General features: G+C 67.5%; 17 protein-coding genes. 14 read left to right on the forward strand and 3 right to left on the reverse strand.

All coding sequences use genetic code 11. The annotated features are described in order from the left end of the window. The first annotated feature begins 51 nt into the window (after nucleotides 1–51). From N800_RS08250 to N800_RS08295, 10 genes are all read left to right on the forward strand, one after another. The gene (locus tag N800_RS08250) at nucleotides 52–1,068 is read left to right on the forward strand and encodes a VIT1/CCC1 transporter family protein (RefSeq protein WP_036136874.1); all 1,017 of its coding nucleotides are present in this window, start codon (nucleotides 52–54) and stop codon (nucleotides 1,066–1,068) included. A gap of 76 nt (nucleotides 1,069–1,144) precedes the next feature. Further along, nucleotides 1,145–1,738, forward strand: coding sequence for a YajG family lipoprotein (locus N800_RS08255; protein ID WP_156962922.1), 594 nt, complete (start codon nucleotides 1,145–1,147; stop codon nucleotides 1,736–1,738). 169 nt (nucleotides 1,739–1,907) lie between these two features. Continuing rightward, entirely contained in the window at nucleotides 1,908–2,366 is a 459-nt protein-coding gene (locus N800_RS08260; RefSeq protein ID WP_036136875.1) for an SUF system Fe-S cluster assembly regulator, read from the forward strand. Nucleotides 2,367–2,382: 16 nt separating this feature from the next. After that, nucleotides 2,383–3,849, forward strand: coding sequence for a Fe-S cluster assembly protein SufB (sufB, locus tag N800_RS08265; RefSeq protein WP_036136877.1), 1,467 nt, complete (start codon nucleotides 2,383–2,385; stop codon nucleotides 3,847–3,849). Nucleotides 3,850–3,851: 2 nt separating this feature from the next. Next, nucleotides 3,852–4,046, forward strand: a complete 195-nt coding sequence (locus N800_RS08270) for a tautomerase family protein (protein WP_036136879.1) — start codon at nucleotides 3,852–3,854, stop codon at nucleotides 4,044–4,046. A gap of 8 nt (nucleotides 4,047–4,054) precedes the next feature. Beyond that, the gene (gene sufC, locus N800_RS08275) at nucleotides 4,055–4,819 is read left to right on the forward strand and encodes a Fe-S cluster assembly ATPase SufC (protein ID WP_036137048.1); all 765 of its coding nucleotides are present in this window, start codon (nucleotides 4,055–4,057) and stop codon (nucleotides 4,817–4,819) included. A 1-nt stretch (nucleotide 4,820) separates the two neighbouring features. Next, nucleotides 4,821–6,146: a Fe-S cluster assembly protein SufD gene (gene sufD, locus N800_RS08280; RefSeq protein WP_036136881.1), complete on the forward strand. Its 1,326-nt coding sequence runs from the start codon at nucleotides 4,821–4,823 to the stop codon at nucleotides 6,144–6,146. Nucleotides 6,147–6,148: 2 nt separating this feature from the next. Further along, the gene (locus N800_RS08285) at nucleotides 6,149–7,438 is read left to right on the forward strand and encodes a cysteine desulfurase (RefSeq protein ID WP_084087366.1); all 1,290 of its coding nucleotides are present in this window, start codon (nucleotides 6,149–6,151) and stop codon (nucleotides 7,436–7,438) included. Between the two features lie 74 nt (nucleotides 7,439–7,512). After that, nucleotides 7,513–8,133 carry a GNAT family N-acetyltransferase gene (locus tag N800_RS08290; RefSeq protein ID WP_084087379.1) on the forward strand — a complete coding sequence of 207 codons (621 nt, stop codon included), beginning with the start codon at nucleotides 7,513–7,515 and terminating at the stop codon, nucleotides 8,131–8,133. After that, nucleotides 8,130–8,456 (forward strand): Rieske (2Fe-2S) protein, encoded by a 327-nt coding sequence (locus N800_RS08295; RefSeq protein ID WP_036136883.1) that lies wholly within the window; start codon nucleotides 8,130–8,132, stop codon nucleotides 8,454–8,456. The genes N800_RS08290 and N800_RS08295 overlap by 4 nt, the downstream gene beginning before the upstream one ends. Before the next feature lie 18 nt (nucleotides 8,457–8,474). On the opposite strand, the gene N800_RS08300 is transcribed toward N800_RS08295, so the two are convergent. Next, complete coding sequence (locus N800_RS08300) at nucleotides 8,475–9,242, reverse strand: oxygen-binding di-iron domain-containing protein (protein WP_036136885.1); 768 nt, start codon at nucleotides 9,240–9,242, stop codon at nucleotides 8,475–8,477. A gap of 217 nt (nucleotides 9,243–9,459) precedes the next feature. On the opposite strand from N800_RS08300, the gene N800_RS08305 reads away from it, so the two are divergent. Together N800_RS08305 and N800_RS08310 are read left to right on the forward strand one after the other, a co-directional pair. Continuing rightward, complete coding sequence (locus N800_RS08305) at nucleotides 9,460–11,568, forward strand: TonB-dependent receptor (RefSeq protein ID WP_084087368.1); 2,109 nt, start codon at nucleotides 9,460–9,462, stop codon at nucleotides 11,566–11,568. Nucleotides 11,569–11,634: 66 nt separating this feature from the next. Next, nucleotides 11,635–12,297 (forward strand): PepSY-associated TM helix domain-containing protein, encoded by a 663-nt coding sequence (locus N800_RS08310; RefSeq protein WP_036136886.1) that lies wholly within the window; start codon nucleotides 11,635–11,637, stop codon nucleotides 12,295–12,297. 1 nt (nucleotide 12,298) lies between these two features. Here the strand turns inward: N800_RS08310 and N800_RS08315 are convergent, their stop codons facing one another. Together N800_RS08315 and N800_RS08320 are read right to left on the reverse strand one after the other, a co-directional pair. Beyond that, on the reverse strand, nucleotides 12,299–12,949 hold the full coding sequence (locus tag N800_RS08315; protein ID WP_036136887.1) for a HutD/Ves family protein: 651 nt from the start codon (nucleotides 12,947–12,949) through the stop codon (nucleotides 12,299–12,301). Between the two features lie 161 nt (nucleotides 12,950–13,110). Further along, complete coding sequence (locus N800_RS08320; RefSeq protein ID WP_084087382.1) at nucleotides 13,111–13,401, reverse strand: ComEA family DNA-binding protein; 291 nt, start codon at nucleotides 13,399–13,401, stop codon at nucleotides 13,111–13,113. Nucleotides 13,402–13,606: 205 nt separating this feature from the next. On the opposite strand from N800_RS08320, the gene N800_RS08325 reads away from it, so the two are divergent. Together N800_RS08325 and N800_RS08330 are read left to right on the forward strand one after the other, a co-directional pair. Continuing rightward, a complete protein-coding gene (locus N800_RS08325; protein ID WP_036136889.1) occupies nucleotides 13,607–15,100 on the forward strand; it encodes a M20 family metallopeptidase in 1,494 nt (497 codons plus the stop codon). A 157-nt stretch (nucleotides 15,101–15,257) separates the two neighbouring features. Then, nucleotides 15,258–15,500: a GlsB/YeaQ/YmgE family stress response membrane protein gene (locus tag N800_RS08330; protein ID WP_036136891.1), complete on the forward strand. Its 243-nt coding sequence runs from the start codon at nucleotides 15,258–15,260 to the stop codon at nucleotides 15,498–15,500. Nucleotides 15,501–15,536 lie beyond the last annotated feature (36 nt).

Here is a 15,536-nt window from a genome sequence, read left to right on the forward strand (position 1 = left end):
ACCCACGGCGTTTGCCCAAGCCATACACTGCGACAAGCACACGGAGATCCCATGGACGCACGCGCGCACTGGCAGGATGAAATGCAGTCGGCCTGGCTGTACCGGCAGTTGGCCCAGGCCGAACCCGAGGCGCGGATTGGCGCGCTGTTCACCGAACTGGCGGGCGAGGCCGAGGCCCAGGCGAGCCAGTGGTGGCCCGAGGGAACCGCCGCGGACCTCCATCCGGAGGCACGCGCCCGCCTGGCCGCCGCGCTGGCGCGGCGCGTGGGGCCGCGCCGAATCAAGCCCCTTCTGGTCTCGTTGAAGGTGCGCGGACTGTCGGCCTACGGCGCGGCGCCGCCCGGCCACGCCATGCCCCAGAGCCTGGACGACGTGGGCCGCGGCCACCGGCAGTTTGGCGGCGGCAACCTGCGTGCAGCCGTGTTTGGCGTCAATGACGGCCTGGTGTCCAACGCCAGCCTGATCATGGGCATGGTTGGCGCGTCGGCCAGCACCAGCACGGTGCTGACCACCGGCATCGCCGGCCTGTTGGCGGGCGCGATGTCGATGGCCGCCGGCGAGTTCGTGTCGGTGCGTTCGCAGCGCGAGCTGTTCGAGCACCAGATCGCCCTGGAGCGCGATGAACTGGAGAAGTACCCCGAGGCCGAAGCCGAGGAGTTGGCCCTGATCTACCAGGCCCGCGGCGTGGCGCTGGACGAGGCGCGCGCGTTTGCAAAGCGGCTGGTTGCCGATCCCAAGCACGCGCTTGATGTGCTGGCGCGCGAGGAGCTGGGCCTCAACCCGGATGAGTTGGGGTCGCCGACGGGCGCGGCCCTGTTTTCGTTCGGAGCGTTTACCGCGGGCGCGCTAGTGCCGCTGGTGCCGTTCTTCCTTGGCCTGCAGTTGCCGTCCGCCGCCTTCGTCGGGGCAGCGCTGGCTGCGGCCGGCCTGTTCGCCACCGGCGCGGCGATGAGCCTGCTGTCGGGTCGAGGCCCTCTGGTCGGCGGACTGCGGATGCTCGGCATCGGCGGTGGCGCGGGTCTGCTCACCTACTTCATCGGCTCGCTGATGGGCGGGGTCATCGGCTGAACAACCGCTTCAGGTTGCGTGGCCGGTTGCCGGAGCGTGGCGCGTTGATGGGGTTCACCCTCCCAATCACGCGCACATGAACAAGTCCGCTTTCCTTGCCACCGCCCTCGCAACCCTGGTCGTGTCCGGCTGTCAGCAGGCACCGTCCGCCGATGCTGCCCCGAGCACCCTGACCGCCGCTCCCAAGGCCCCCTCCGACGCCGAACTGGTCGCACGGGGCGAATACCTGATCCGCACCACCGGCTGTAACGACTGCCATACGCCCGATTACGGCCCCCGCCAGGGCGAGGTGCCCACGTCGGAGTGGCTGGTGGGTTCCCCGGTGGGCTTCAAGGGTCCATGGGGCACAACCTATGCCAGCAACCTGCGCCTGCGCCTGGCAGAGATGGACGAAACCCAGTGGTTGGACTTCAGCGCCAAGCTGAAGACCCGGCCGATCATGCCGGACTTCGCGGTGCGCGCGATGACCGCCGACGACCGCCGTGCCATCTACCGTTTCGTCCGCTCGCTGGGCCCGGGCGGCCAGCCAGCCCCGGCCTTCGTGCCGCCGGGCCAGCCCGCCCAGCCGCCATACTTTGAACTGGTGATGCCGACCCCGCCAGCGGGCGCACCGGCCCCCGCCGCCGCTTCGGCAGCGGACGCTGCGCCGAAGGCACCTGCCCAAGGTTGACCCGACCCGCAAGGCCGCATTGGGCCGGCCGGGTGCATTCGCCCGACCGGCCCAAGCTGAACCCCACGCGCTGAGGGCGACGCCCTTCGGGCAAGGCGCCGCTCCTGCGCTTGGCCCAGGAGCGGATAAACCGTACAATTCCGGTACGGATTACTCCCTCCCCCCAGCCATGCTCCGCGTCACCAAGCTCACCGACTACGCGACGGTCGTCCTGACCGTCCTCGCCGCCCAGTCCGATGCCGTGCTCAGCGCATCGGAGCTGGCCGAGCGCGCGGGCCTGGAGCCGCCCACCGTCAGCAAGCTGCTCAAGCCGCTGGCGCAGGCCGGACTGGTGGAAGGCTTCCGCGGCGCCAACGGCGGCTACCGCCTTGCCCACCCCGCCGACACGATCACCCTGTTCGCCATCGTCGAGGCCATGGAAGGACCCCTCGGCATGACCGAGTGCAGCGTCCACGAAGGCAACTGCGGCATCGAGCAGCAATGCGGCATCCGCGCCAACTGGCGGCGGATCAACGATGTCGTGGCCGATGCGCTGCGCGCCGTGACCCTGGCCCAGATGCTGCAGCCGCCCCCGCCCCCCGACCCCCACGTTGCGAAGCGCATTGACCTGCGCCTCGCCTCCGCTTGAAACAGTAGGCAGCCCCATGGCCACCGAAGTCACCGACACCGCCCCGCTCGAGAATCGCGAGATCCACGAGCAGCTGGGCCGCAAGTACGCCGCCGGTTTCGTTACCGACATCGAATCCGATTCGCTGCCGCCCGGCCTGAGCGAGGACATCATCCGCGCGCTTTCCGCCAAGAAGGAGGAGCCGGAGTGGATGACCGAATGGCGCCTGGCCGCCTACCGGCACTTCCTCACCATGCCGATGCCGCACTGGGCCAAGCTCAACATCGCACCGATCGATCTGCAGGCGCTGAGCTACTACAGCGCGCCCAAGGGTCCGAAGTACAAGTCGCTGGACGAGGTGCCGCAGGAGCTGATCGACACCTACGACAAGCTGGGCGTGCCACTGCACGAACGCGCCAAGTTGGCCGGCGTGGCGGTGGATGCGGTGTTCGACTCGGTGTCCGTCGGCACCACGTTCCGCAAGGAACTGGCCGAGAAGGGCGTGATCTTCTGCTCCATGTCCGAGGCCATCAAGGAGCACCCGGAGCTGGTGAAGCAGTACCTCGGCACCGTCGTGCCCACGGGTGACAACTACTTCGCCGCCCTCAACTCGGCGGTGTTCTCCGACGGCTCGTTCGTGTTCATCCCCAAGGGCGTGCGCTGCCCGATGGAGCTGAGCACCTACTTCCGCATCAACGCGGGGCATACCGGGCAGTTCGAGCGCACGCTGATCATCTGCGAGGAAAAGGCCTACGTCTCCTACCTCGAAGGCTGCACCGCGCCGCAACGCGACGAGAACCAGCTGCACGCCGCGGTGGTGGAGCTGGTGGCGCTGGAAGACGCCGAGATCAAGTACTCCACGGTGCAGAACTGGTACCCCGGCGACGAGAACGGCGTCGGCGGCATCTACAACTTCGTGACCAAACGCGCCGAATGCCGCGGCGCGCGCAGCAAGGTCAGCTGGACCCAAGTGGAGACCGGCTCGGCCATCACCTGGAAGTACCCGTCGTGCGTGCTGGTCGGCGACGATTCGGTGGGCGAGTTCTACTCCGTGGCCCTGACCCACCACCGCCAGCAGGCCGACACCGGCACCAAGATGGTCCACCTGGGCAAGCGCACCAAGAGCAAGATCATCAGCAAGGGCATCAGCGCCGGGCGCGGACAGAACACCTACCGCGGCCTGGTCAAGGTCGGCGCGCATGCCGAAGGCGCGCGCAACCACACCCAGTGCGACAGCCTGCTGATCGGCAAGAAGTGCGGCGCGCACACCTTCCCGTACATCGAGGTCAAGCACCCCACCGCCACGGTGGAGCACGAGGCCACCACCTCCAAGATCAGCGACGACCAGATGTTCTATTGCCGCTCGCGCGGCATCAGCGAGGAAGACGCGGTGTCGATGATCGTCGACGGCTTCTGCAAGAGCGTGTTCCGCGAGCTGCCGATGGAGTTCGCGGTGGAAGCCAAGAAGCTGCTGGAAGTCTCGCTGGAAGGCTCGGTGGGCTGACCATGCCGATCATCCGCATTGAAATGGTCGAAGGCCGCGACACCGCGCAGAAGCGCGAACTGGCCGAGGTCTTCACCCGTGAGATGGCCCGCATCTGCGGCTGCAGTGAGTCCGCCATCCACATCGTATTCGACGACATCAAGAAGCAGGACTGGGCCATCGGCGGCCAGCTGCTCCACGACAAGGCCCAGGGTTGAACAACGCCATGCTCAAGATCGAAAACCTCCACGTCTCCGTTGCCGGCAAGGAGATCCTCAAGGGCCTGACGCTGGACGTGCAGCCGGGCCAGGTGCACGCCATCATGGGCCCCAACGGCGCGGGCAAGTCCACGCTAGGCAACATCCTGGCGGGCCGTGACGGCTATGAAGTGACCGCTGGATCGGTGAGCTTCGAAGGCCGGGACCTGCTGGCGTTGGAGCCGGAGGAGCGCGCCGCCGCTGGCGTGTTCCTCGCGTTCCAGTACCCGGTCGAGATCCCGGGCGTGAACAACACCTACTTCCTGCGCGCGGCGCTCAATGCCCAGCGCAAGGCGCGCGGCGAGGACGAGCTCGACTCGATGCAGTTCCTCAAGCTGGTGCGGCAGAAGCTGGCCGTGCTGCACCTGAAGGACGAGCTGCTGCACCGCGGCGTCAATGAGGGCTTCAGCGGCGGCGAGAAGAAGCGCAACGAGATCTTCCAGCTGGCATTGCTGGAGCCCAAGCTCGCCATCCTCGACGAGACCGACTCCGGCCTGGACATCGACGCGCTCAAGGCGGTGGCCGATGGCGTCAACGCGCTGCGCGCCGCCAACCGCGCGTTCCTGGTCATCACCCATTACCAGCGCCTGCTGGACTACATCAAGCCGGACGTGGTGCACGTGCTGGCCGACGGCCGCATCGTCGAAACCGGCGGGCCGGAGCTGGCGCTGGAGCTGGAAGAGCACGGCTACGCCTGGATCAAGGAACGCATCGCGCCGGAGGCGGCTGCCTGACATGAGCGCCCTGCTCGACTCCTTCGCCACCGCGTTCGACGCGCTGCCCGCGCGCGACGCCGCCGGCCTCGGCGAAAGCCGCCGGGCCGCATTGGATGCAGCGCTGCGTGATGGCCTGCCGCACGCGCGCGTGGAAGCGTGGAAGTACACCCCGCTGCGCTCGTTGGAGCGCCGCGCGTTCACGGCGCCCGCTGCCCTCGCCTCGTTCGATTCGACCCTGCTGGACGGCATTCCCGCCCCACGCCTGGTCTTCGTCAACGGCCGCTTCGACGCTACGCACAGCGACGCCGCCGGCCTGCCGGGCAACGTGAGCCTGCAGCCGCTGTCGGCCGTGCTGTCGGGCGGCGATGCCCGTGAGTCCAATTTCCTCGCCCGCCGTTTCGACCGCGCTGACGAGGTATTTGCCCGCCTCAACGCGGCGCTCGCTGACGAGGGCGTGGTGTTGCGTGCGGAGGCCAACGCTCACGCTGATGCGCCAATCCACCTGGTTTTCATCGGCACCGCCTCGCACGACGGCACTGCGGCCACCGATTCCGCCTCCAAGGCCGATCAGGCCTGGCACCTGCGCCACCTGATCGAACTGCGCGAAGGCGCGTCGCTGACCGTGGTCGAGCACGTGCTCGGCGACGGCGCCCACGCCCACCTCGCCAACAGCCTGACCCACGTGCACCTGGCCAAGGACGCCACGCTGCGCCATGCCCGCGTGCAGGACGAGGCTACCGGCGCCACGCTGCTGGCCCGCACCGACGCGGTGCTCGCCCGCGACGCCGACTACCAGCGCCTCGATCTCGAACTGGGTGCCGGCCTGTCGCGCCACGAACTCAACGTCGCCCTGCAGGGTGAATCCGCGAAGCTGCATGCCAACGGCGTGCTGCTGGCCAACGGCAAGCGCCACCTCGACACCCGCCTCGGCATCGACCACGTCGGCCGCGACAGCAGTTGCGAACTGACCTGGCGCGGCCTCGGCGCCGGCCGCTCGCGCGCGGTGTTCCACGGCGGCATCCTGATCCGCGAAGGCGCCGACGGCACCGCCGCCATGCTGTCCAACAAGAACCTGCTGCTCAGCGAGGGCGCGGAAATCGACACCCAGCCCGTGTTGGAAATCCACGCCGACGAGGTGCAGGCCGCTCACGGTGCCACCGTCGGCCAGCTCGACCAGAACTCGCTCTTTTATCTGCGCTCGCGTGGCGTGCCGGCCGAGCAGGCACGCGCGCTGCTGACGGCCGCGTTCTGCCGCGAGACGCTGGCGGTGTTCGGCGACGCCCCGCTGCGCGAGTCACTGGCCGCGCGCCTGGACGCCGCACTGGTCCGGATGGAGGCCGCTTGAGCATGGGCACGCTGACCGCCCCCGCAGCGACCAGTCCACTGGCGATCCCCTCCGTGCATCCGGCCGTGTCCGGCGGCCACGTCGACTGGGCTCGCATCCGCGCCGACTTCCCGCTGCTGCAGCGCGAGGTGCACGGCAAGCCGCTGGTCTACCTCGACTCGGCCAACACCGGGCAGAAACCGGCGGCGGTGATCGACGCGGTGGACGACTTCTACCGCCACCACAACGCCAACGTCAGCCGCGCGGTGCACGCATTGGGCAGCGAGGCCACCGAGGCCTACGAGGCCTCGCGCCGCAAGCTGGCGAAGTTCCTCAACGTGCGTCCCGACGAGCTGGTGCTGTGCAGCGGCACCACCTTCGCGATCAACCTGGTGGCGTACTCGTGGGCGCTGCCGCGGCTCAAGGCGGGCGACGCCATCGTGGTCAGCCGCATGGAACACCATGCCAACATCGTGCCGTGGCAACTGGTGGCCCAGCGCACCGGCGCCACGATCAAGGTCGCCGAGATCCACGACAACGGCGAGCTCGACCTCGACGCGCTGTACGCACAGCTCACCCCCGAGGTGAAGCTGTTGGCCGTCACCCATGTCTCCAACGTGCTCGGCACCGTCAACCCGGTGCGCGAGATCTGCTGCGAGGCCCGCAAGCGCGGCATCACCACCGTGGTCGACGGCTCACAGGCCGCGCCGCACCGCCCGCTGGACGTCGCCAGCATCGGTTGCGACTTCTACGCCCTCACCGGCCACAAGATGGCCGGCCCCACCGGCACCGGTGCGCTGTGGGCGCGCAAGGAAACGCTGGACGCCATGCCGCCCTTCATCGGCGGCGGCGAAATGATCAAGGAAGTGCGCTTCGACGGCACCGTGTTCAACGACGCGCCGCACAAGTTCGAGGCCGGCACGCCCAACATCGCCGGTTTCATCGGCCTGGGCGCGGCGGTGGATTACCTGTCCTCGATCGGCATGGCCAACATCGAGGCGCGCGAGCAGACGCTGCTGGCCCACGCCACCGAGGAACTGTCGAAGATCGACGGGCTGCGCATCTTCGGCTCCGCGCGCGAAAAGGCGGCGGTGATCAGCTTCCAGATCGCCGGGGCGCATTCCCACGACCTGGCCACCCTGCTCGACCTGGAAGGCGTGGCGGTGCGTTCCGGCCAGCATTGCGCACACCCGCTGCTGCAGTTCTTCGGCGTTGCTGCCACCTGCCGTGCCTCGTTCGCGTTCTACAACACGCACCAGGAAGTGGATGCGCTGGTGGCCGCGATCCACAAGTCGCGCCGGCTGCTAGGCTGACGCACGCAACTGCCATCACCACGTCCTTTGTTGCCACGCCCCTTGTCGCCACGCCCACGATGACCGCCCACTCCATGCCAGAGCCCTCCCCGGCCCAGCGCGATGACGCCACCAGCCAAGATACCGCGGGCGAGCGTGCTTCCGCTGCCGCGCAGACGCCTGCCGAAGTTGCCAGTGAACTGACGTACCGCGCGGCCACGCTGGCCGACGTCGATGCGCTCGTCGCCCTGGTCGAATCCGCCTACCGGGGCGACAGCAGCAAGCAGGGCTGGACCACAGAAGCTGACATGCTGGGCGGGCGTCGCACCGGCGCCGATGACGTCAGCGCCTGTGTCGAACGCGCCGACAGCCGGATCCTCATCGCCGAGCGGGATGGCAAGCTGCTGGGCTGCGCCCATATCGCCAACGAAGAAGGGGCCGGCTACTTCGGCATGTTCTCGGTCTCGCCCAACCTGCAGGGCGGTGGCGTCGGCAAGGCCCTGCTGGCCGAGGCCGAGCGCGTGGTCCGCGACGAATGGCGCCTGCCGGCCATGCGCATGACCGTGATCGACATCCGCGACGAGCTGATCGCCTTTTATGAGCGCCGCGGCTACGTGCGCACCGGCATCAAGAAGCCGTTCCCGTACGGCGACGAACGCTTCGGCCAACCCAAGCGCGACGACCTGCGCTTCGAAGTACTGGAAAAAACCCTGTGAGCGAGAACTGGACCTTCGTCTGCGCCACCGCGCAGCTGCTTCCCGGCGAATCCACCGTGGCGTGGGACGGCGACACTGCCATCCTGGTCGTCAACTACGACGGGGATTATTACGCGATGGAGGACAAGTGCTCACACGAGGACTTCGAGCTGTCCGCGGGCAAGTTCGACGGTGACGAAGCCACCATCGAATGCGTGCTGCACGGCGCCAAGTTCGACGTGCGCGACGGCCGCGCACTGTGTGCCCCCGCCTACGAACCGGTCGTCAAGTTCCCGGTCAAGGTGGACGACGTGGGCATCTGGACGCGCGACGACCGCGAGTGACCGCGCGCGCCCGACGCATCACACCCTGAAGTCGGCCGGACCCAACAGGTCGATACCGCACTCCAGCCGCTCCAGCCAGTTGAGGAACTGGCCGATGGCCTCGCCGCGGAACGGCAGGCCGTGCTGCGGCACGATCATCTGCGGATCCAGCTTGCGCACCATATCCACCCACAGGCGCAACACCCGGTTGGAGCCCATGTAGCGGCGGTGGAAGCCTTCCATCTTCGGCACATGCGTCGCGAAATCCTGCACGAACCCGTAGCTGGCGCCGCTGGGGATCAGCGAGGCGCCCACATCGCCCGAGAACAGGATCTTCGCCTGCGGGTCGTAGAAGCCGAAGTTGCCCACCGAGTGCAGGAAGTGCGCCGGCACCGCGCGGATCACCGCATTGCCCACCGGGATCAGACCGCCCTCATCCGGCAACAGCAGGTAGCGGTCGGCGCCGCTGTTCTTCATGTAGCCCGGCACCACGTGCGGCACGAAGCGACCCCACAATTTGGAGCAGACCACGGTGGCTTGGGTGTACAGCAGCCACTTGTCCACCGCGCCGATGATGTCCGGGTCCTGGTGGGAACACAGCACCAGGTCGACCTCGTTGGGTTTGACGTAGGCGGCCAGCGCCAGCATCAGCGGGTTGTAGACCAGCGCCCCGCCCGGGTCGAGCACCGCCGAATGGCGGCCGTTCTGGATCAGGAACTGGTTGGCCTGCACGCCGTCGTCGCCGCGCACAAGGTCGTTGAAGGCCACGCAGCGGTGGTCTCCGGACTCGAAAAGCACAAACGCCATGGGGGATCGCTACCCGATTCGTGGAGTGGGGCACTCTAGGTGGCCAACACGCCCCGCACTTTGATCATTCGCAAATTGGCCCCGCGACCTTCGTCGGAGCAGGCCAGGAGGCGATTGCAGGGCGCTTGATCGAAATCACGTGCAATTCGTGTTGCGAATCATTATCATTCACTTCAACAACTGACCCGGCCATTCCGGCCGACACCACGCTCAAGCAATGAAGCCGCAACTTCCGAAGGGATCTCCGCTCGCCATCGCCCTCTCGCTCGCCATCGCCTTCCCAGCCTTCGCGGCCACCGAGGGTGAGGGCCATGTCGGCACCGCCACCGTCGCATCGGCCAACCTGGCCGCCCCCACCGATCTGGACAAGATCGAGGTGCACGGCGTGCATGTAACCGGTTACGACCCCAAGACCAGCCGCACCGCGACCAAGACCGATGCCCTGCTGCGCGACACCCCGCAGGCGATCTCGATCGTGACCGAGGAGCTGATCAAGGACACCGCCATGAACAGCATGGGCGACGTGGTGCGCTACATGCCGGGCATCACCATGGCCCAGGGCGAAGGCAACCGCGACACCACCGTGATTCGCGGCAGCAGCTCCACCGCTGACTTCTTCGTGGATGGCCTGCGCGACGACGTGCAATACATGCGCGACCTGTACAACATCGAGCGCGTGGAAGGCTTGAAGGGCCCCAACGCGATGATCTTCGGCCGCGGCGGTTCGGGTGGCGTGATCAACCGCGTCACCAAGCAGGCCGATTGGCACGACCACGGCGAATTCAACCTGCAGCTTGGTTCGTGGGACCGTCGCCGCGCCTCGGTGGACGTCGGCCACGGCATCAACGAGACCGCCGCCTTCCGCGTCACCGCGATGGGCGAGGACTCCGACAGCTACCGCGAAGGTTACGAGCAGCGCCGCTATGGCCTGAACCCGACCCTGGCGTTCCGCCTGGGCGACGCCACAATGCTCAACCTGAGCTATGAACACTTCCGCGACGATCGCGTGGCAGACCGCGGTGTCCCGTCGCTAAACGGCCGCCCCCTCGAAACCGATCCGGAGACCTTCTTTGGCGACCCGGAACACAGCCCGGTGTGGGCCCGCGTCAACGCTTTCAACGCAGTGCTCAACCATGACTTCGCGAACGGCGTGCACCTGCGCAATGCCACGGTTTACGGGGATTACGACAAGTTCTACCAGAACATCTTCCCAAGCAGCACCAATGGAACGACGGTGACCTTGGGCGCCTACAACAACTTCACCACCCGTGAGAACGCGTTCAACCAGACCGACCTGACCTACGGCTTCAGCACAGGCACCGTCGCGCACACCTTGCTGATGGGTGCGGAAATCGGCCGCCAGGTCACCGGCAACCGCCGCGAAACTGGCGTCTTCGGCGCGTCCAACGTGGTGCCGGTGTCCAACCCGATCTATACCGGCCCGATCACCTTCCAGCAGAGCGCCACGGACAGCACCAACACCGGCACCACCGACATCGCCGCGCTGTACGTGCAGGACCAGATCGAGTTCTCGCCGAAGTTCCAGGCCATCCTGGGCGTTCGCTACGACCGCTTCGAGGTGGATTTCACCAACGTCCGCAATGGCGCGCACTTCACCACCCAGGACGACCTGCTCTCGCCGCGCGTGGGCCTGGTCTACAAGCCGCTCGAAGCCGTATCGCTGTATGCCAGCTACAGCAACTCGTTCATGCCGCGGGCTGGCGATCAGCTGAGCTCGCTGTCGCTGACCAACGCTGCGCTGGACCCGGAAGAGTTCAAGAATTACGAAGTCGGTGCGAAGTGGGATATCCGCCCTGCGCTCTCGCTCACCGCTGCCGTGTACCGTCTCGATCGCGAGAACGTTGCCGTGGCCACCAATGTTCCGGGGGTCTCGGAACTGGTGAAGGGCCAGCGCACCGAAGGTGTCGAGATCGGCCTGTCCGGCGAACTCACCGAGCACTGGAAGATCATCGGCGGCTACGCCTACCAGGACAGCGAGAACCTGCTGACCCACAAGGAGATCGCCAGCGTGCCGCGCAACAGCGCCTCGCTGTGGAACCGCTACGACTTCAACGACCAGTGGGGCGTCGGCCTGGGCGCGACCTACCGCGACGACATGTACGCCGCGGCCGACAATGCCGTGGTGCTACCCGGTTACACCCGCGTGGATGCGGCGGTGTTCTACACCGTCAACCCCAACGTGAGGCTGCAGCTCAACGTCGAAAACCTGCTGGACGAGCAGTACTACGCATCCGCGCACAACAACAACAACATCACCCCGGGCGCACCGCGCGGCTACTACCTGACCGCCAGCTTCAAGTTCTGATCTTCCGTTGCACCGCAACTCCCGGGCCCGCACTTGCATGCGGGCCCTTTTGCCCTTGGAGCTCCGATGACCGCCTCTGCCGCCTCGATCGCACAGACCACCACCCGCCGCCGCAGCAACACCGCCTATCGCTGGGTGCGCCAGGTGCACCTGTGGATTGGTGCCTGGGGCGCGCTGGCGGCGGTGGTCTACGGGCTGACGGGCCTGGTGATGAACCACCGCTTTGGCGACGGGGCGTGGCCGCAGGGCGACACCCAGGACAGCGGACGCGTGGTGCTGGAGGTGCCGGCCGGGGCGCGCGACACTCCCGAAGCCCTGTCGGCCTGGCTCGGGTCGGCCCACGGGCTGCACCCGCAGGTGATCCGCAAGGGCAAGCCGGAAGCGGCCCGTCTGGGCGGCACTGAAGTCCGGCAGCCGCCCAAATGGAACCTGTCCGGTGGCACGGCGGCCAAATCGTGGTCGCTGGAGTACATGCCGGGCAACGCCACCGCGGAGGTCAAGCAATCACGCCACTCGCTGCTGGCCGGCCTCAACCGCCTGCACAAGGGCGTGGGCGGCGGTTGGGCATGGATCGCGCTCGCCGACAGTTTCGCTATCGGCATGCTGCTGCTGGGCCTCTCCGGCATCTGGATGTGGGCCCGTGGGCGCACCACCCGGCAGATGGTGGCCAGCGTGATGGGCCTGTCGGTGCTGGTGCTGCTGGTGGTGCTGGGACCGGCGCTGCTTTGATTCAACCGCCCGCGCGGGGCGCCAGGCGGATCATCAGGGCTTCGCCGCCGCCATGCAGCACGTGGCGCAGTCGCGTGTCGCCGGCACGGATCAGCACCGTGTCGCCCATCGCCAGCGGCGGCAATTCCGGCGCGCCATCAAAGGTGGCCCGCCCCGCCAGCAGGTGCACCGCCCACAGTCCGCGCGGCTCGGTGAAGATCACCATCGGCCCCACCAGCGGTCGGTGCCACAGGTCGGCCTCGACGCGGTCGCGTCGCCACATGAGGTTGAAGTCGTGGGTGGGGCCGTCGAGCAACTCGCCAGTCAGGACGCGCTCGCCGGCAAAGCGCAGGCGCTCATGCGGCGGACGCAGCTCGTGCACCTCGCCATCGTCGAAACGCAGGCGCACACCGTGCCCCGACAGCAACACCAGTTCGCGGTCGATGCCCGGGAACGCGGAAAACTCCGCGTCGCGCTCGATCTCGGCAATGGACAGCCGCCAGTCCCACTCCCCACCCGCGTCCCCGGCATCGGGTTGGAAGCCCGAGTCCGTCAGCTGGCCACGCGCGATCTCGCGCGTCCACCCCAACTGGTTTCTCCAGCGCTCACGCCGGTATTCGTTGGCGGGAATCACCTGCACGTGCCCGCCCGCGTGCCCACTGTCGGCCGTCATCCATCCACCCCACATCGCAAGCCCGCCAGTCTAGCCGCCCCGTCAGGTCAAACGAACACAGTGATGCCGCCCGGCCGCGCATCCTGTGCGGCCGGGCGGTATACGTCCTTGTCCGGGGTCAGGCCCCGATTCCCCCGGCCACTCCATTCCGGGTCCTGGAGTCAGCGGCGCTTGGGGATGGCGCCGACGACGATGCGGTCGCGGTTCTTCTCGATGGTCTTCAGGCCGATGCCCTTGACCAGGGCCAACTGCTCGACGCTGCGGAACGGGCCGTTGGCGGTGCGGTAGGCCACAATGGCCTGGGCCTTCGCCGGGCCGATGTTGAGCAGCACGCGATCCAGCGTGGTCACGTCGGCGGTGTTGATGTCGATCTTCTCGGCCGCCATGGCGAGCGGGCTGCAGAGCAGCAGGGCGGCCATCAGCAGGCCTCGCAGGGCGTTGGCGATATTCATCATCGGAATGCTCCTTGGGGTGGCTGGGGCCGTTAGGGCCAATCCGCGTGGCCGCGGCGACATGGACACAGTCTCCGGATCACGGCCGCCGGGCGGAATCGGCCGGGGCCGCGCCGAGGCTCGGAATCGGGCGCGCCCTCGTGTAGGAAAATTCCTACCCCCGCCAGCCGGGTTAAAATGGCCGTTCATCACGCACGAGGTCGTCATGGACGCCAAGCAGGTAGAGCGCTTCGTCTCGAAGAAGTGGGACGACGAAATCGTCCCGCAGCTGGTCGAGTACATCCGCATCCCCAACAAATCGCCGATGTTCGACGAGCAGTGGGTGGAGCATGGCTACATGGACCAGGCCGTCGACCTGATGGCCAGCTGGGCCAAGGCCCAGACGATCCCCGGCATGCAGCTCGAGGTGGTGCGCCTGGAGGGCCGCACGCCGCTGATCTTCGTCGAGATCCCGGCAGCCAACGGGGGTAGCAACGACGACTGCGTGCTGCTGTATGGCCACCTGGACAAGCAGCCGGAAATGACCGGTTGGGACGACGACCTTGGCCCGTGGAAGCCGGTGATCAAGGGCGACAAGCTCTACGGCCGCGGCGGCGCCGACGACGGCTACGCCATCTTCGGCTCGCTGGCCGCGATCATGGCCCTGCAGGAACAAGGCCTGCCGCATTCGCGCTGCGTGATCCTGATCGAGGCCTGCGAGGAATCTGGCAGCTACGACCTGCCCGCCTACGTCGACCACCTGGCCGACCGCATCGGCAAGCCGTCGCTGGTGGTGTGCCTGGACTCGGGCTGCGGCAACTACGACCAGCTGTGGTGCACCACCTCGCTGCGCGGCCTGACCGGCGGCAACCTGTCGGTGAAGGTGCTCAATGAAGGCGTGCACTCCGGCGATGCCTCGGGCGTGGTGCCGTCCAGCTTCCGCCTGCTGCGCCAGATCCTGTCGCGCATCGAGGATGAGAAGACCGGCAAGATCCTGCTCGACAAGCTCCACGCCGAGGTCCCGGCCGAACGCCTGGCGCAGGCCAAGCGCGCAGCGGAGGTGCTGGATACCGCGGTGTTCGACAAGTTCCCGCTGGTCGACGGCCTCAAGCCGATGGCCGACGAGCTGAGCGAGCTGGTGCTCAACCGCACCTGGCGCCCGGCACTGTCGGTCACCGGCGTGGACGGCATGCCGCCGCTGGCATCGGCTGGCAACGTGCTGCGTCCGCACACCGCGGTGAAGCTGTCGCTGCGGCTGCCGCCGACCACCGACGGCAAGACCGCCGGCGACCTGTTGAAGGCCGAACTGCTGCGCGATCCGCCCAACGGCGCGCAGGTCACGATGGAACTGGAAAAGGCGTCCACCGGCTGGAATGCGCCGGCGATGTCGCCGTGGCTGGACACCGCCATCGACGAAGCCAGCCAGGCCTACTTCGGCAAACCGGCGATGTACATGGGCGAAGGCGGCTCGATCCCGTTCATGGGTATGCTGGGCGAGAAGTTCCCGGGCGCGCAGTTCATGATCACCGGCGTGCTGGGCCCGCACTCCAACGCGCACGGGCCGAACGAGTTCCTGCACATCCCGATGGGCAAGCGCGTGACTGCGTGCGTGGCGCACGTGGTGGCGGCGCACCATCACGCCAGCCAGCGTGGCGAGACCAGCGGTGCGGGCGTGGTGGCCGACAGCGGTACGCGCCATGGCGGGCACGGCTGCTGCTGAGTCCCGCGCCGGGCACGGCGCACTTCGCTAATGCCCCACGACGCCCGGCCCAGGCCGGGCGTCGTCGTTTCTACTTCGCTGCAGTGCAACGTGCCAGCCTCCGGCCGACTGCTAGGATCGGCCGGGCAGTACCCACCACCAACGCAAGGGGAACGATATGGGCGGAATCCTGTACACGATCATCATTGGTGCGGTCATCGGCGTGCTTGCGCGCTTCTTCAAGCCGGGCGCGGACCCGATGGGATGGATCGTCACGATCCTGTTGGGCATTGCGGGCTCTTACATCGGCAGCCTGATCTACCCAGCCGCCGGCGTATTGGGGTTCGTGGTGTCGATCGTGTGCGCGGTCGTACTGTTGTTCGTGTACGAGATCATCCGTAAGAAGACGGCGAAAGCCTGACCTGCTTGCGGTCCAGGCGTGAGCAGAAAGCCCCGG

This window comes from Lysobacter daejeonensis GH1-9 (assembly GCF_000768355.1).
GTDB classification, from domain to species: Bacteria; Pseudomonadota; Gammaproteobacteria; order Xanthomonadales; family Xanthomonadaceae; genus Aerolutibacter; species Aerolutibacter daejeonensis.